This window comes from Arthrobacter sp. APC 3897 (genome assembly GCF_030407495.1).
Lineage (GTDB): Bacteria > Actinomycetota > Actinomycetes > Actinomycetales > Micrococcaceae > Arthrobacter_B.
Genome location: NZ_JASDDG010000016.1, coordinates 1 through 17,878, shown reverse-complemented (window position 1 = coordinate 17,878; position 17,878 = coordinate 1). Strand labels below are relative to the sequence as shown.

Genomic DNA, 17,878 nt, shown 5'->3' with positions numbered 1-17,878 from the left:
GGTTAGAGCAAAACGCCGCAGGCCGGAACGGCTCCGGACAGCCGGCTTCCTAGGCCGCACCGCCCCCGCGGAGGCCGCCGGTGAGGGCTTCCCAGAGGAATTCATAGGACATGGCATGCATACGGGCGGCCTGGCGGTTGTCGGCAGCGCCGGCGTGGCCGCCTTCCAATGCTTCGTGGAACCAGACGTTCTCCGCTCCCATGGCCTTCATCCGTGCTGCCATTTTCCGCGCCTGCACCGGTCCAACACGGTCATCGCTGGTGGCGGTCCAGATCAGTGCGGGCGGATAATCGGCATCCTCTTTGATCAGGTGATACGGGGAGAAGGTCTGCACAAATTCCCACTGCCGGGGATCATCAGGGTCACCGTATTCGGCAATCCAGGAGTACCCGGCGGAGAGCTTGGTGTAGCGGCGCATGTCCAGCAGCGGCACCCCGCAGGACACGGCTCCAAACAGGTGCGGATACGTGGTGAGCATGTTGCCGACGAGCAGACCGCCGTTGCTGCGTCCGGTGCAGCCCAAATGCTCCCTCGAGGTGACGCCGCGGTCGATCAGGTCCTGCGCCACGGCGGCGAAATCCTCGTAGGCGCGGTGCCGGTTTTCCTGCAGGGCCGCCCGATGCCATTCGGGGCCGTATTCCCCGCCGCCGCGGATGTTCGCCAGCACGTACACGCCGCCGCGCTGCACCCCGGCTGCGTCGGTGAAGCTGCGCTCCAGCCAGCCCCTGCCCACCAGTCCGCTGTAGGCGGGAGTGAGCGCCTGCTCGAAGCCGCCGTACCCGTTCAGCAGCGTGGGGTTGCCGCCGTCGAGCGCCAGGTCCTTGGGGCCAACTTGGAAGTAGGGCACCCTGGTGCCGTCAGCGGAGACCGCAAAGTGCTGTTCCACGGTGCAGGCAGAAGCATCAAAGAACGACGGCGACGTCTTAACCGACGCTGCTTCGCCACCTTCAGCCTGGCCGAGGACTCCGCGGGAGAGCGTGGACGGGGTCAGGAAACCGGTGCTGATGAGCCAGTAATCGTTGCCGGCTTCCTCATCCTCATCGTCCACGGCGTAGGCATCGACGCTGTGCAGGGGAGGACAGGCCTCCAGTTCGGAGGCGGCCCACCCGTTAGCCGGATCCAGCACCGAGATTTGGGAGGAGACATCGCGCAGCAGGTTCAGCAGCAGGTAGTCCCGGGTCCAGCTCCAGGACTGCAGCGAGGTGGCCGGGTCCGGCGTAAACAGCGTGAGAAGATCCCGGCTGCCCGCGAGGAAGGCCTCCAGTTCCACCGCCAGCAGGGAACCTGCCGCATGCACGGTGTCGCCCGGCTGCCAGTCCGTGCGCGGACGGAGCACAAGCCACTGCCGGTGCACATCCACAGTCACATCCAGCGGAACGTCCAGGCGCACCCAGGCATCACCGCGGCGCAGGAAGGTGGAGCTGTTGTAAAAGTCCACGATGTCCACGGCGAGATCCCGTTCAAATCCGGGAGTCTGGTCGTGCGCCACCACCGCCATCATGTGGTCCTCGGGAACCTCGAAATAGGGAACCGCGTCTGCCAGTTCCATCCCGCGGCGAAGGATTCGGCTGGTGCGCGGATAGGACGAGCTGGTCATGGAGCCGGGGCCGAAGTCGGTGCCGACGTAGAGCTCATCCGGCCCGGCCCAGCTGATCCGGTTTTTCGCCGCAGGAATGTCAAAACCCCCGGGAACAAAGGCGCGGTCGACGACGTCGAACTCACGGTAGCGGGCGGCGTCACCGCCGTCGGGGGAGAGGGCCACCAATGCCCTGCGGTAAGGGCCGCCTTCGGTTGGGCGCAGGAATGCCGAGCCGCCCCAGACCCAGTCGATATCCTCGGCGCGGCTGAGTTCATCCACGTCCAGCAGGATTTCCCAGTCCGGATTGTCCGTGCAGTAGCTTTCCCACCTGGTGCGGCGCCATAAGCCTTTGGGATGCTCGGCGTCTCGCCAGAAGTTGTAGTAATGACCGCCCCGTTTCGCGGCCATCGGTATCCGGTCGGTGGAGTCCAGGACTTCCAGCAGACGCTTCTCGGTGTCCCGGAAGCCTGTTTCGGACAGCAGCTCCTCGGTGACCTTATTCTCGGCGCGCACCCAATCCAGTTGTTTGTCGCCGTAAATGTCCTCCAGCCACAGGAACTCATCATCGGCAAACGGTGCGGGGGACTGGTCATGAGTCGAGGAAGTCATGAGCCCATCCTAGGGGCGATGAGACCGGCGGCGGCTGCACCGGTGTCGGGCTGCCCGTCCACCCTTTTACGGCGGAGATGGGCGCGCGGATACCTGCAGTTCCGGGGTGCCTTCGCCCGCACCTCTCCTGAGCCGCGGCTACCGGGCAGATACTCTTGAAGCATGATGAATACCACGCAGAGCTTCCAGGTGGCCGTGATTGGTGCGGGACCGCGCGGAATCTCTGTTGTGGAACGCATCCTGGCCAGGCACCTGGCCCTGCCGCCTGAGTGCCGCCCCGCCCTCAGAATTACGGTCTTTGACCCGTTCAACCCCGGACCGGGCCACGTCTGGCGCACCGGACAGTCCCGGCTGTTCCTGATGAACACGCCCTGCCTCTTTCCGACCGTGGTTCCGGCCGGTGCCACGGCGGATGAGCTGCCGGCGTCGCCGTCCGGCGGGTTGTCCTTTGACCAGTGGCGGATGCTGATGGCCGAACCACGCAACGCGGCGGACCTGCCCGCCGCGGACCGGGAGGAACTGGCCGGCCTGACATCGGGGGCTTTCCCGAGCCGGGCCGTGTACGGACGCTACCTCGAGTGGACCTACGCGCAGCTTCAGGAGGCGGCGCTCGCTGCCGGAGTGGAGCTGGAACACGTCCGCGCCGAGGTGCTCAGCCTGGTCCGGCCGGACACAGGTTCGGGCTGGGTCCTGGATGTGGCGGGCGAAGGCAGCATCGACGCTGACGCCGTTGTGCTTGCCCTGGGACACCTTCCCGCAGCGCTGAGCGCGGATCAGGACAGGCTGCGGGACGCCGCGGACCGCCACAATCTGCGCTACCTGCCGCCTGCTGTTCCCTCGGATGTGGACTTCAGCGTCTTTCCTGCGGGTGAGCCGGTGCTTGTCCGCGGTCTCGGCCTGAACTTTTTCGACATCATGATCCAGGTGACTACCGGCCGCGGCGGACGCTTCCTGCCCAGCGGACTCCCGGCGGGCCGGGCACTGCGCTACGAGCCCAGCGGCCGCGAACCCGTCCTGGTAGCGGCCTCGCGGCGGGGAACCCCGTACCGGGCCAAGGCACGGCTGGACTCCTACGTGCCGCGCAGTGTTCAGCTGCGCTATCTCACTCCGGAAGCAGCTGAGGCCTTCAAGCGGCAGGGTATTCTGCCCGGCTTCGACCATGATCTGTGGCCGCTGCTGCACCGCGACGCCGTCTGGGCCTACTACTCCACGCTGGCCCGGGTGTCATCACACGAACTGCTGGAACCGGCCGAGCTGTTCCTCGAAGAACTGCGGGCAGCCCTGGAACTGCCCGGCGCCGAATGGGACCGGGCCAAGGAAAAGGTCCTGGACCGCTTTGTGCCGGCGGATCGGCGCACCAACCTCGAAGCCCTGGCCCAGCCTTTGGGCCGCCGTCCATACCGGGACGCGCAGGACCTGGACAACGCAATCCTCACCTACTTGGAGGACGACGCCGCCGGATCGGCCGCGGGCGAAGACGATCCCCTGAAGATGGCCATCGGTGCCCTCAACGCCGGACGCACGCTGCTGAAATCCATAGTGGCCGACGGCGGACTCGCCGACGCGTCCTGGCTCTCCGAACTGCGGGGCTGGTTTGAGCCGCTGGTCGAGGGGCTGGCGAGCGGTCCTCCGCCCGAGCGGATCGAACAGCTGGCGGCTCTGGTGCGTGCCGGCGTCGTGCACTTTGTGGGCCCGGATCCGCGGTTCGACGTGGATGAAGCGCGCGGTGTGTTCACCGGTACGTCGCCGTGGGCGGGAACGGAATATGCGGCGCGGACTTTGGTGGAAGCGATGATGCCGCCAAACCGGGTGGACCGGAACATCTCTCCGCTGCTCAGCGGGATACTGCGCGACGGCCAGGCACGGCCGAAGGTCATGATGGCAGCGGACGGGACGGCGGTGATCACTCCCGGGCTGGACGTCACCGCGCCGCCATACCGGCCGGTGGGCATCAGCGGTGAGCCGCAGGAGGACCTGTATGTACTGGGACTCCAGTTGTCATCGGTGCAGTGGGGAACCGCGATTGCCGCTGAAGCGGGTTCTTCGGCCGGGGCCGGGGCCCGCACGCTGCGGGATGCGGACGATATTGCGGCCGCGGTCCTGGCGGCGGCGGCCGGCGGCAGCCGGACCGGCGGGGAAAATGAGCGCCAGGGAGCGGGCCTCGCCAGTTCCAGCTGACCCGTTTCCTTGCCTGCACACGCATGCGTGCCTATGCTCAGGCGATGTCTGCGAAAACCTCTGCCGGGGAATCAGGAAGCGTGCTGCGGCGGGAACGGTCTGCACTGCTCGCTGCCGGATTGACTTACGGTCCTGCTGAACTGATCGATTTCCTCATCCCGCTGTGGGCCGGAATTGCCCTCGGCGCCAGCGCCTCGCAGGTTGGACTGCTGATAGCGGCGGAGCTCTTGGTCTCAGTCCTTGTCCGCCCGCTGGCGGGACGGCTGGCCGACAGCAGGGAACGGCGAACTCTGGCCGGAACCGGTGCTGTTGTCTACGGGATCTCCTGCTTCGGATACGCCATCGCAGATTCCCTGCCTTTGGCCCTCGCTGCCGCTGCTGTAGGCGGTGCCGGCGGAGCCGTCCTATGGGTGTCCCTGCGTGCCATTGTGAGCGAACGGCTGGCGGTTGACTCCGGCGTCTTTGCGCGGTTTATGTCCGTGCAGTCAACCGGTTCCTGGATCGCCTTCGTCGCCGGCTTGATGTTACTGGGACAGACCACCCTCTTCGCCCCGGTGCTCGCAGGATGCGGTGTGGCCTGCCTGGTGGGCGCTGTGGCGCTGTTCGCGAGCCCCGTCCGGCAGGCCCGGGTGCCGGACGGCACTGAAGCGGAAACCACAGGACGAGCGGGATCCGGGGTTGTTGCCCGGCTTGTGCAGCCCATGCTGATCGCTTCGGCAACCACCACGGTGGCCGAAGCCGCCGTTTCCATTCTGCTGCTGCTGCACCTGCAGCGCGGGATGGGACTGGAGGTCATTGAGGCCGCCTATGTCTTTCTTCCCGGAGCCATTGCCATGATGGTCCTGCCTCCCGTCCTGCACCGGGCCGTTGTGCGGATCGGGCGGCGCCGGGCGGTCATGGCCGCGTCTGTTTTTAGCGCGGCCTTTGCCGTATCGCTGGCGTGGGTCGGCAGCCCGGTGCTGATTTCAATCCTGTGGATTCTCAGCGGAGTGGCGTTTGCCGTGCTCATGCCGATTGAACAGTCCGTGGTTGCCGAAGCAGCCCCGAACAGTGTCGGCACGGCCATGGGCGTTTACACCGCGGTGGGACTGCTCAGTGCGGCCGCCGGCGCCGTGGCCGCAGGCGTGCTCTATGAGTTCAGTTCCTGGCAGGCGGCGTGTCTGGTTTCCGGGGCATTGATCCTGAGCGGTGCCGTGCTGGGCCCCTGGGCTCTTCGTAAGCTGGGTGCGGCCGATGTTCCTGCCGAAGAACCCCGGTAGTTTCGGGCTGATCAGGTTATCGGCCGCTTTGGTCCGTTTGGCCAGCCCCGTCTGCGCTGTCCGGGGCCGGAGCGTTTTGCCGCAGCAGCCGGCAAAACGCCCCGCTGTTTTCGACGGGCCACCAGTGTCCCCCGTCGACGGCGCTGATCCGCAGATCCTTTACCTCCTCACGCAGCCCGTCCGTCAGCCGCGGCGAGAGGAAGGGATCGTGCAGCGGGACAACCACGTGAACGGGTACCTCCAGGGGCGGCTGCCCGGTTGCTGCGCTCACGCCTGAGCCGAGCAGGTTGGCGCGGTACAGCTGCAGGCCGCGGACCCCGTTGTCCGAGGCGGTCCGTGCACTGGTTCCGGCGCGCTGTGCATAGCGCGGTCCCAGCAGCGGCCAGAGAAGCTCCGGCAGGGCGGGCAGCTGGAAGAACGCCACATACGTGCTGCGCATGGCCTGGCCGGCAGCGAGCAGCCAGCGGCGCGGGGACCGCAGGGACGCGGCGAACCAACGCCGCAGGTGTCCGATGTCGGGTCCGGAAATGCTCGTGAAGCTGCGGATCCTGCCGCCGGCGCGGTCATCGCGGACTGCGGCCCAGCACTGGATGGACCCCCAGCCATGGCCCACCAGATGCACCGGGCCACCGGTGTTGGCCGATGCCAGCACGGCGTAGAGGTCGTTGACGAGCAGCGGCAGGCGGTACGGCTGGAGAGGATTTCCCCCGGCCGGCACAGCGTCCACCCGCGATGCACCGGCATTGCGCGTGTCGTAGGCGAGGACCCGGTGGTCCGTGGCCAGGTCCTCGATGACGCTGCCGAACACCGTATGGTCATCCGGGTAGCCGTGGACCAGCAGCACTGTGGGAGTCGCCGGTGCCGCCGGCAGGCCGTACTCGAAAACGGCCAGCCGGGCGCCGTCGTTCTCCACTGTCCACTGCCGCCTGGTCTGCATGGGAATCCCTTTCCTGTACTTGTCTTGTACTTGGCGCCGGGCAAAAGCAGGATGCCGCCCCGGCATTCATCCGGGACGGCATCCTTTCAGCTTTCAGCTCCGCGGGGAAGCGGCACCGATCAGAACGGGTACTGCCGCGGCTCGCGCTGCAGGGTCACCGTGTGGTCGGTGGTGAATTCCTCGATGGCCCATTCGCCGTTGAAACGGCCCAGACCGGAGTTCTTCTCGCCGCCGAAGGCAACATGGGCTTCATCCTGGACCGGAATGTCATTGACGTGGGTCATACCGGCCTTGATGCGGCGGGCGAACAGGACGCCGCGGTCCAGATCCGAGGTGAAGACCGAGCTTGCCAGCCCGAGGTCACTGGCGTTGGCCAGCGCCAGGGCATCTTCGGCGTCGGCCGCGCGGATGATGCCTGCGATCGGACCGAAGATTTCCTCCTGGAACAGTTCCATGTCCCGGGTAACGTCCGCGAAGACGTAAGGGGAGAGGACCTGTCCGTTGGTTTCACCCTCAACAACAAGCCGTGCGCCCTGCTCCTTGGCCAGCTCAATCTTCTTCTGCAGGCCTTCGAGCTGCTTGGCGTTGATGATCGGCCCCACAGTATTCTGCGGGTCCGTGGGGTCGCCGGACTTCAGCGTCTTGGCGTGCGCGGCGAACTTCTCCACGAATTCGTCATAAACGGCGTCCTCGACAATGATCCGGTTCACCGCCATGCAGATCTGTCCCTGGTGCAGGAACTTGCCCATGACGGCGGCCTTGACCGCCTGGTCCACGTCCGCGTCGGCGAGGACCACAAACGGGCTGTTGCCGCCGAGCTCCAGGGCGACATGCTTGAGCGTGGGTCCGGAGGCGGCCAGGGCGCCAAGATTCTTGCCCACCGGGGTGGATCCGGTGAAGGAGATGAACGAGGGGACCGGGTGCTCCACAAAGGCGTCACCGATTTCGGACCCGGCGCCGACGACGACGCTGAGGACGCCGGCGGGAAGCCCGGCTTCTTCGAAGATGCGGGCGATCATCAGTCCGCCGGTCACCGGGGTATCCGACGCGGGCTTGAGGACGACGGCGTTGCCCAGTGCCAGCGCGGGCGCCACGGAGCGCTGGGACAGGTGGAGGGGGAAATTCCAGGGGCTGATGACGCCGACGACGCCGAGCGGGCCGCGGTACACACGGGATTCCTTGCCGGGAACATCGGACTGCAGGATCTTGCCGGATACACGGTGCGGGAAGGTGGCCGATTCCTTGGTGATGGACCGCGCGGAGTCCACTTCGATGTTGGCCTTGATGACGGTGCTGCCGGATTCGGCGGCGAGCCAGGCGATGATTTCGTCGCGGCGCTCGTCGAAGATCTCTGCTGCGCGTTCCATGACGGCGCGTCGGGCGGCCGGCGTCTGCGCCGCCCACTCCAGCTGGGCTTTGGCCGCTGCGGTGTAGGCCTCGTTCAGGTCTTCCCGGGATGCCTGGCGGATGCTCATCAGCTCGGTGCCGTCAAAGGGACTCTTGTCGGAGAGGGTCTTTTCCGAACCGCCGTCGCGCCATTGACCGGCAATGTACTGCTTCGAAGGAATCCAGTCCGTGCGGGCCGGAGTCTGTGACTGAACCTGCGTTGTCATGTGTTTCTCCTTGGAGTCTCGATGCATGTCCCCGTCACAACCGGACTCGAAAGACTTTCATTCCCTGCAGCCTCCGGCTTTGCGTGGGCTTTCCGGAGGAGCCGGGAGCACAAACCTCTGGACGGCAGCAAAAGCGGAGACCTACGATACAGAAACGGCCGGCTCCGAAAGGGCCGCTGGAAGTACGTGGTTCTGGCCTATGCACCCAAGGATGGCACTGCATGTCGACGCTCAAGTACTCCGCAGATGAATCCGGCACCTTCGTCGCGCCGCGCGTCGTTCCGCTGTCCAAAGGACGCATCGTCGTCAACTGGATCACCTCGACGGACCACAAGACCATCGGGTACATGTACCTGATCGCATCATTCATCTTCTTCTGCCTGGGCGGGGTGATGGCGCTGGTGATCCGCGCCGAACTCTTCGAACCCGGAATGCAGATCCTGCAGACCAAGGAACAGTACAACCAGCTGTTCACCATGCACGGCACGGTCATGCTGCTGATGTTCGCAACCCCGCTGTTCTCCGGCTTCGCCAACGTCATCATGCCGCTGCAAATCGGAGCGCCGGACGTGGCCTTCCCCCGTCTGAACGCACTGGCTTTCTGGTTCTTCCTCTTCGGCTCCACCATTGCGGTCAGCGGATTCATCACACCCCAGGGTGCGGCGTCCTTTGGGTGGACCGCCTATGCCCCGCTGTCCAACACCACGTTCTCGCCGGGGATCGGCGGAGACCTGTGGGTGTTTGGACTGGCGCTGTCCGGATTCGGAACCATCCTGGGTGCGGTCAACTTCGTCACCACCATCATCTGCCTGCGTGCCCCCGGGATGACCATGTGGCGGATGCCAATCTTCACGTGGAACACCCTGGTCACAGCCATCCTGATTCTCATGGCGTTTCCGCCGCTGGCCGCCGCGCTGTTTGCACTGGGCGCGGACCGGAGGTTCGGAGCGCACATCTTCGACCCCGAGCGCGGCGGCGCCATCCTGTGGCAGCACCTGTTCTGGTTCTTCGGCCACCCCGAGGTGTACATCATCGCGCTGCCGTTCTTCGGCATCATTTCGGAAGTGCTTCCGGTCTTCAGCCGAAAACCGATTTTTGGCTACAAGGGACTCGTTTTCGCCACGATTGCCATCGCCGCACTGTCCGTCACCGTGTGGGCCCACCACATGTACGTCACGGGCGCGATCATGCAGTCCTTCTTCGCCTTCATGACCATGCTGATCGCGGTGCCAACGGGCGTGAAGTTCTTCAACTGGATCGGCACGATGTGGCGGGGATCCATCACGTTTGAGACCCCCATGCTGTGGAGCATAGGCTTCCTCATCACGTTCCTCTTCGGCGGCCTGACCGGCATCATCCTGTCCTCGCCCCCGCTGGACTACCAGGTCTCTGATACGTACTTTGTGGTGGCCCATTTCCACTACGTGATCTTCGGAACCGTGGTGTTTGCCATGTTCGCCGGCTTCTATTTCTGGTGGCCAAAATTCACCGGCAAGATGCTGAACGAGCGCCTGGGCAAAATCCATTTCTGGCTGTTGTTCATTGGCTTCCACGGCACATTCCTGGTCCAGCACTGGCTGGGTGTTATCGGCATGCCCCGCCGCTACGCCGACTACCTGGTGGAGGATAACTTCGCCGCGATGAACCAGCTGTCCACGATTTCCTCCATGATCCTGGGCGTTTCAATGATTCCGTTCTTCTGGAACGTCTACATCACCTGGCGCCGCGGACGCCGGGTGGACGTTGATGACCCCTGGGGCTTCGGGTGTTCGCTGGAATGGGCCACCTCCTGCCCGCCGCCGCGCCACAACTTCACCTCCCTGCCCCGTATCCGGTCCGAGCGTCCGGCCCTGGACCTGCACCATCCGGAGCTCAAGCCGCGCCCCAACGAGGAGACGGACAACCCGGCGGTGAAGGTCTTCGGCGCCGCGGACATGGGCAGCGAAAAGCCCAATGACCCGGACCCGCGCGACTAGCCCGGAAGTGCCTGCCCGGTGGATTTAAACTGGCTCTGAGGGTTCTCGAACACGCGTGCCGTCCAGACGCTGCACGCACGGGGCCCGCCGCCCTCGGCCCCGGCAGAAAGGACGAGTCATGAAGGCTTGGCAGTACATGGGGGAACAGCAGCCGATCCAGCTCAACGAGGTTGAGGAGCCGGTTCCCGGCCCCACCCAGGTGATTATCGACGTCAAGGCTGCAGGCCTGTGCCACTCCGACGTGATGTACATGGAGGTGGGGGACCAGGCCATGCCGTTCCTTCCTATGACACAGGGTCACGAAAACGCGGGAGTCATCACGGCTCTGGGCTCGGAGGTCACGGGCTTCAAGGTGGGCGACGTGGTGGGCGTCTGCTCCTCCGGCGTTCAGCCGCCGCTGGGGATGTTCACCCCGGGCGGCTTCGCGGACAAGCTGGCTGCGGACTACCGCGACCTTGCCCGGGTTCCGGACGGACTGGACCTCTCGTTGGCCGCGCTGGCCACCGACGCCGGCATGACCTCCTATCACGCCATGATCAAGGCCGGCGGTGCCAAGGAAGGCATGAAGGTTGGCGTGATCGGTTTTGGCGGCCTGGGGCAGATAGGTGCACGCGCTGCAGTCCTTGCCGGTGCTGAGGTGCACGTGGCCGAGATGAAGGAGGAAGCCTGGCCTGCTGCAAAGGAAGCCGGTGCGGTTTCCTGCGTTAAAGACGCCGCGGAATGGGTGACCGATCCGCGGCGGGGCGGCGACTTCGACCTCATTGTTGACTACGCCGGTTTCGATACCACTCAGAAAGCCGTGAACGCGGTCAAACGCGGCGGCAAGGTGGTGCAGGTGGGCCTCGGGCGGCCCACCTTTACCGTGGCCACCAACTCCGTCCTGGGTAAGACCATCGAAGGTTCGCTCGGCGGCACCGTGGCAGACATCGAAGAGGTCTTTGACCTGATGCTTCGCGGCGAGATCACCCCGGGCTACGAGGAAATCTCCTTTGATCAGGTGGGCGAAGGACTTGAGCGGTTGAAGAACAACCAGGTGCTCGGCCGGCTCGTCGCCCGCTTCGGGGACTAGCGGGTTACACACAAAAAGGGCGGTGCCGTCCGGACCCCGGGTCCGGGCGGCACCGCCCTTTAGTGCTCAGGCGCTGGGCCTCGTGTCAGTGCGGGATTAGCCGCGCTGGCTCAGGCAGACCAGATACTTGGCCCATTCGATGGCGTATCGGAGCCAGCCCCGGACGTCCCACCAGTACTGGGGCGGAACCGGAGCCTTGCACACCGGAGCCGGCGGAACGGTCGGCGCAGCCTCCACTGTGACGGGAACAGTCACAGTGGTTCCGGACGGAGCCGCGGTGAGTACCAGGGTTCCGGCGCCGGCAGCCGACGCCGGAAGGGTGACGTTCACGGTAGCCGTGCCCGACGCCACGGAAGCGGTGCCCAGAGTGGTGGAGGTGCCGGCTGCATTCACCCAGCTGGCGGCCAGTCCGGTGTTCGCGGGGCTGCCCAGCGAGGTCAGATCCAGGCCGGATACGGTGAAGGACACCGCGGTTCCGGCCTTCGCAGTTGCCGGGGCGCCCTTGGTGATGACGCCCTGGCGGGCAAAGTCCGGTGACAGCGGGCTGTTCGCCTCGATGTAGCTGATCCAGGCATCACGGTCCACGAGTCCGGAGTCGCGGGTGTCAGTGCCTTCGGAGAAGACGCTGAAGTTGTCGCCGCCCTGGGCCAGGAAGCTGAAAGTGCCCACCCGGTAGGCGCGGGTCGGATCCATGGCGGCACCGTTGATGGTGACGGTCTGGATCCGGGAGCCGCGCGGCTGGTCCGGATCATAGGTGTAGGTGATGTTGTCGGACAGGCCAAGTGCCAGGAAGGCACGTGAGCTTCCCTCGGGCTGCCACTGCTGTTCCAGCATTGTTTTGAGCTGGGCACCGGTAAGCGTGGTGGTCCACAGGTTGTTGACGAACGGCAGCACGGCGTTGGCTTCAGCGTAGGTGATCACGCCGTCGTCGCCGTAGTACAGCTCGGCCCGCAGCCCGCCGGGGTTGGTGACGCCGATTTCGGCACCGCCGCGCTCCGCGGAGGACAGCGTGGTCAGCAGGGAGTCGGCCACGAGGTTGCCCAGCGTGGATTCCGCGCTGCGGTCATCGCGGGCGGTGCCGTTGAACGCCGTCGTGATGTCAGCGGTGACCGAGCCAACCGGCTGGTTGCCGATCTCCGCGGCGGAGGCCAGGGCTGCGTCCACGATGGACTTGACCTCTGCCACGGCGGGATAGGTGGCCACGAGTGACGCGGCGCTCGCGGTGGTCCGCGGAACGTTGGTTGCCGTGTAGGACAGCACCTCATCCGTGGCCGGGTTGTAGTCCAGCGTGATCTGGCCAATGAACTCACCGTAGGAACCGGTCTGCAGCACCGGACGGGTCTTGCCGCCGGCGCCGGGAACGGGTGCATCCCAGGCGTACTGCTTGTGGGTGTGTCCGGTGTAGATGGCGTCCACCAGCGGTGTGGTGCCGTTGACGATCTCGGCAAACGCACCGCCGGCCGCCAGTTCCTCTTCCAGGGAAGCACCGTCCGGGGTGCCGCTGCCGGCGCCCTCGTGGTATTCGGCGATAATGACGTCGACGTCTCCGGACGCCTGGAGCTGTTCGGCGACCCGGTTGACGGCTTCCACAGGGTCGCCGAACTCCAGGTCGGCAATGCCGCCCGGGGTGACCAACGCGGAGGTCTCTTCGGTGACCGCACCGATCACTGCCACTGAGACACCGTTGACGTCCAGGATGGTGTACTCATCCAGAGCCGGGGTTGCGGTGCCCTTGAGGTAGACGTTGGCGCCCAGGTACGGGAAGTCCGCAGCCGGATCAACCCGGTCGGTCAGATCGGCGTATCCGGCGTCAAACTCGTGGTTTCCCACGGCCGAGGCCCGCAGTCCGAGGGCGTTCAGCACATCGAGGGTGGGCTTGTCCTGCTGCACGGAGGACGCGAACAGCGAAGCGCCGATGTTGTCTCCGGCGGAGAGGAACAGCGAGCTGCCCTCGGGTGCGGCGGCCTTGAGCTGTTCAACGGTTCCGGCGAAATTGACGGTATTGGCATCAATGCGGCCGTGGAAGTCGTTGATGTTCAGCAGGTTCAGTTTCTCGGTTTCGGTCCCTGCCGGGGTGAGGTCCAAACCGACGAGGATGGGATCGTGGTCCGAGGAACGGAACGGATCCGGAGCGTAGAAGTTGGTGACATTGGTGTTGTAGCGGCTGTATTCCAGCGCCAGGGACTCCACCGAGTTGATGTTCCAGATGTCGGCACCGGTCACGGCTTCCGCTGCTTCCTCAGAGGCCAGGATGTGGTCCAGGGAACCAACCAGTCCGCTGAAGGCATAGGAGTGCTTGCCGGTGGCCTTGCCCAGGTTGACGTAGCCGGCCTCGGCCAGAACGGTCATCGGGTCCTCGGCGGCGTATGAATTGAAATCACCCAGCAGGAAGACCTTTTCCGTGCCGGCGGCTTCCGCTTCAGCGTCAGCGAAGGCTGCCAGCGCCCGGGCCTGCCGCACTCGGTCAGCGTTCCAGCCGCCCTGTCCGGTGTCGGAGTTTTCGCCGGTTGACGGAGCAGATCCCTTGGACTTGAAGTGGTTGCTGACCGCCAGGATGGTGGAGTTGTCTTCCCCGCCGGCGGGCTTGAAGGCCTGCGCCAGTGGTTCACGGGCGTTGGAGAACACGGTTTCATCGTTCAGAATGGCGGATTCACCCACCGGTTCTGCAGCGGCCGTGCGGAAGATGAAGGCGGTGCGGATGACGTCTTCATCGTCCGGCAGTGCCGCGGGGGAGCGGACATAGTCCCAGGTGCCCGGCGCGGCCTCGTTCAGGGCAGCGGTCAGGTTGGCCAGTGCATCGTCACGGTCCTTGCCGAACACGGCGGAGTTCTCCACCTCCATCAGGGACACGACGTCGGCGCCGAGGGCGTTGATGGCGGACACGATTTTTGCCTGCTGGCGTTCCAGGTTCTCCGGGTTTGCGGCGCCGCGGGCATCGCAGCCGCCGCGCACGGTCAGCGGCGCGCCGGAACGGTCGTTGTAGTAGGTGCAGCCGGTGAGGTCCGTGCCCGTGGTGCTGAAGTAGTTCAGCACGTTGAAGGAGGCGAGCTTGAGGTTGCCTCCCACGCTTTCCGGAGCGGCGGTGCGCGTGGCTTCGAACGACGCCGGGGCGGCCTCCGCGGCGTTCTCAGCGGTGAGCGCGGTCAGCGGCTGGAACTTCCAGGCACTGTTGCGGTAGTCCAGGATGACGCCGGTGGTGAAGGTGGCGGCTGCCCCGATGCGCACCGGATTGTCCAGGGTCAGGTAGGGCAGCGGGATGCCCTGGTTGGCGGCGCCCAGAAAGTTGATGCTGGTGCCGTCGTCGAGCTTCACGGCACGGGCCGCATTGTCGGCGACGACGGCGGCGTGCTCGGGGGTGCCCACGGGAGCCACAGCGGTGGGCTGGACCAGGGGCGAATCGCCGGCAGCCAGCCCAATCTCCGCGTACTGGTTCAGGGAGTAATTGTCGGTGACGGTGTAGCTGCCCTGCGGTGCCAGCAGCATCCCCTCGAGGGCTTCGCGCTGCGTATCGGAGGCGGGCCAGGCAACAGCGGCGGGCTTGACCTCTTCGGCCGCCTCCTCGAGCTTGGTCATCTGGCCGGCGGCAACGGTGAGCTGGGTGAGGCCAAAGTATTCGCCCACGGCGCCGGTGACTTCAACATAGTCGCCTGCTGCGACGGAGCCGACGGTGTCTGCGGAAAACACGAAGATGCCGTCCGAAGCGGTGTGGGCGGCCGGATCCAGCGTGCCGCCTGTGCCGGGGGTCTGGATGTAGTAGCCGTTGAAGCCGCCGGTGGGATAGACACCGGTGACTATCCCGCGGGTGGTGACGTTCTGTCCCACCAGAGGGCTGGTGTCGCCGGAGCCCTGGATCTCGGCGATGGGCACGGCGCCGGCAGGGGGCTCGACGGGCGCAGTGGGTGACGGCGTCGGTGTGGGTGTGGGGGTCGGCTCAGTGGGAGCCGTTCCGCCCGTTCCGGTGGGGGTCACGGCCGCGTTGAGCACGAAGTCTGCCGCGTTGTTGTTCGTGTCGGCGAACCCGGTCCGGTTCAGGGACTTGGGATCGCTGTTGCCTGCCGGCGCGGCGGCGGCCAAGGTTTCGAAGGTGTTCGAGGTGCCGTAGCCCAGCAGGTCAACGACGCCGGCGGCGGCGGTGACTGAACCGGTGGGCAGCGGATCCACGCGGGTGGACTGGCTGGACAGGATGAGGGTGCCGCCCGACCCGGAGAAGCTGGCGCCGATGGTCGCATCGGCTTCGGGCAGGGGTGCTCCGGCGGCTCCGTTGGAGGCGCCGGACACCAGATAGTAACCGCCGGCGGGGATGGTGCCGGAGAGTGCACCGATGCCGGTGGGAGCCGCCGTCGAACCCGCTGCCCGGTACTGGAGGGACCAGCCGTCAAGGCTGACGTCGGCGGAAGTGGGGTTGTACAGCTCCACGAACTTGTTGACGAACGGCGCGTTGGCGCTGCCGCCGCTCAGGTAGGCCTCATTGATGATGATGCCGGGGGCAACAGCTGCACGGCTGTCTTGTGCAAAGGCCGGAAGCGCCGTGATTGGTGCTGCCAGCAGGCCGGCTGTCAGGGTGGTTCCCAGCGCAGCCTTCCAGAATGGTCTTTTCATGCCTCTTGCTCCTTGGTCCGCTGGGATGCCAGCCGACGGTTGTGGACACCGCCGAGCGGCGCCGAAGGGGGGTTACTGGAGTGACGCACGTAATACTATGTGGTCTGGGTTACAAACGGGTGACACGCCGGTGGAGCTGGAGCTAACAGAGGGTGGGATTTAAGGAGAAAAGCGCTGCCGGATGGAAAGCCGGCAGCGCTTTCTATCGCTGGATGCAGGGAATTGCGGCTTAATCCGTCCGCTGTTCGTAAGCCGCCGGACGCTGCTGAACGCGGCGCAGGCGTTCGACGTCGAACTTATCCCCGCGCTTGAAGTCATAGACGCCGTTCTTCTCCTGGAAGACGTCCGTCAGCTGGGTGTAGCAGTACCCGAACATGTTCGGGTCATCAAGGAGTACGTTGGTCAAACCTTCAAACCGGGCGTAAAACTCCTCCTCGGACCGGACGCGGTCTCCGTACCCCCAGGAATCGGCTTGGTCGCTGCCAACGGCAACCGGGGCACGTCCCTCAGCCGCGGCCACTGCTTCCTGCTCGTTCCACCAGATGCCGCCGTATTCGGAAACGAAGAAAGGCTGGCCGGCATATGGGAGGGAGTACTCGGTCTTCCCGTGCGGAAGACCGATTTCCCCCAGAGTGGCCGGGCGGTTCAGGAACGGCTTGCCGTCGGCAAGGCCCTGCTGCTCGGCCTGGAAGGCTTCCGGGTCCTGTTCATACGAATGCGAATCATAGACATCCGTTTCCATCACCCGATGAGAATATCCGGAGGCATCAATGACCGGACGGGAGGGGTCGGCAAGTTTGGTGGCCAAGAACATGGCACGGGTGACATCATCCAGAACCGTAATCCGGTCGTGGAGCACCTGGTGGGTCTCATTCAGGGGGCACCAGCCCACAATCGAGGGGTGGTTGATGTCCCGCTGGACCGCCTCAAGCCACTGGGATATGAAGGACGCGTCAGGTTTCTGGTTGTCGCCCATGGGGCCCTGACCGGAAACGCCCCAGTCGCCGAACTCTCCCCAGACCAGATAGCCGCGCAGATCCGCATGGAACAGGAAGCGCTCCTCAAAGACCTTCTGGTGCAGGCGGGCGCCGTTGAAGCCGGCGGCCAGCGACAATTCAATGTCATCAATCAGCGCCTGGTCCGACGGCGCCGTCATCAGCGATTCAGGCCAGTAGCCCTGGTCCAGCACCAGGCGCTGGAAAACCCGGCGGCCGTTGAGGCGGAAGGAATTGCCATCGATGCTGACTGAGCGCAATGCGGTGTAGCTGCGGATCCTGTCCACCCGGGTGTCCCCCGTGAACAGGGAGACCTCCACTCCGTACAGCTGGGGGTTGCCCACATCCCAGAGCCGAACGTCAGCTTCGGCCAGGGTGAGGACCAGCGTGGGAGCGAGGTCAAAGCCGGTGCCCACCGACGCTTCGGCCACCCTGCGGCCGTCATTGTCCGTCAAGGAAACATTCAGCCGGCCCTCCGGCAGGTTTCCCGTCAGCGGTGCGGTGACTGTGAAGCTGCTTGAGGCCACGTTGGGAGTGATTTGAATCCGGGTGACAGCAGTGGGGGGCACGCCTTCAAGCCAGACTGTCTGCCAGATGCCGGTGGTCCGGGTGTACTGGCAGTGTGTGTTGGCAAACCAGGTGGCCTGCTTGCCGCGGGCCTGTACTTCACCGTGCAGGTCGCGGGCACGCACGGTGACTTCGACGTCGTCGCCCGGGCCTGCCACAGCAGAGAGGTCTGCGTCGAAGGGAGTGAAACCGCCGCGATGCTTTGCCACTTCGGTGCCATTGGCCCAAACCGTGGCGTCATAGTCCACTGCGCCGAAGTGCAGAATGGGGCGCAATCCGTTCCAGTCCGACGGAACGGTGATGGTGCGGCGGTACCAGACCGCGTCCATGAAGTCTGTTTCTCCAATTCCGGAGAGTTCGGATTCGGGAGCGAACGGCACAATGATCGAACCCAGCAGGGGGCGCTGCAGGAGGCCGCGGTCCAGGCCCGAATCGCTGCGGTCTATCTCGAAGTCCCAGGCACCATTGAGATTGATCCACTGCTCCCGGACAAACTG

At 65.3% G+C, this 17,878-nt stretch carries 9 protein-coding genes; 4 read left to right on the top strand and 5 right to left on the bottom strand.

Translation table 11 applies throughout. The features are described from left to right. Positions 1-49 precede the first annotated feature (49 nt). Positions 50-2,188 carry a prolyl oligopeptidase family serine peptidase gene (locus QMA10_RS09285; protein WP_290167750.1) on the bottom strand — a complete coding sequence of 713 codons (2,139 nt, stop codon included), beginning with the start codon at positions 2,186-2,188 and terminating at the stop codon, positions 50-52. A 162-nt stretch (positions 2,189-2,350) separates the two neighbouring features. Between QMA10_RS09285 and QMA10_RS09280 the strand changes: the two genes are divergently transcribed. Beyond that, positions 2,351-4,366 carry an FAD/NAD(P)-binding protein gene (locus QMA10_RS09280; protein ID WP_356834414.1) on the top strand — a complete coding sequence of 672 codons (2,016 nt, stop codon included), beginning with the start codon at positions 2,351-2,353 and terminating at the stop codon, positions 4,364-4,366. A gap of 44 nt (positions 4,367-4,410) precedes the next feature. Continuing rightward, a complete protein-coding gene (locus tag QMA10_RS09275) occupies positions 4,411-5,625 on the top strand; it encodes an MFS transporter (protein WP_290167749.1) in 1,215 nt (404 codons plus the stop codon). Positions 5,626-5,641: 16 nt separating this feature from the next. Here QMA10_RS09275 and QMA10_RS09270 read toward each other — a convergent pair whose 3' ends face one another. Both QMA10_RS09270 and QMA10_RS09265 read right to left on the bottom strand, forming a co-directional pair. Beyond that, the gene (locus tag QMA10_RS09270; protein WP_290167747.1) at positions 5,642-6,562 is read right to left on the bottom strand and encodes an alpha/beta fold hydrolase; all 921 of its coding nucleotides are present in this window, start codon (positions 6,560-6,562) and stop codon (positions 5,642-5,644) included. Between the two features lie 119 nt (positions 6,563-6,681). Next, positions 6,682-8,175 (bottom strand): aldehyde dehydrogenase family protein, encoded by a 1,494-nt coding sequence (locus tag QMA10_RS09265; protein WP_290167746.1) that lies wholly within the window; start codon positions 8,173-8,175, stop codon positions 6,682-6,684. A gap of 221 nt (positions 8,176-8,396) precedes the next feature. Between QMA10_RS09265 and ctaD the strand changes: the two genes are divergently transcribed. Continuing rightward, complete coding sequence (ctaD, locus tag QMA10_RS09260; protein WP_290167744.1) at positions 8,397-10,151, top strand: cytochrome c oxidase subunit I; 1,755 nt, start codon at positions 8,397-8,399, stop codon at positions 10,149-10,151. A gap of 118 nt (positions 10,152-10,269) precedes the next feature. Further along, positions 10,270-11,220, top strand: coding sequence for a zinc-binding dehydrogenase (locus tag QMA10_RS09255; protein WP_290167741.1), 951 nt, complete (start codon positions 10,270-10,272; stop codon positions 11,218-11,220). Between the two features lie 96 nt (positions 11,221-11,316). Here the strand turns inward: QMA10_RS09255 and QMA10_RS09250 are convergent, their stop codons facing one another. Next, positions 11,317-15,819: an ExeM/NucH family extracellular endonuclease gene (locus tag QMA10_RS09250; RefSeq protein WP_290167739.1), complete on the bottom strand. Its 4,503-nt coding sequence runs from the start codon at positions 15,817-15,819 to the stop codon at positions 11,317-11,319. Positions 15,820-16,048: 229 nt separating this feature from the next. Next, a partial coding sequence (locus QMA10_RS09245) for a sugar-binding domain-containing protein (RefSeq protein ID WP_290167736.1) occupies positions 16,049-17,878 on the bottom strand: 1,830 nt, incomplete at its 5' end.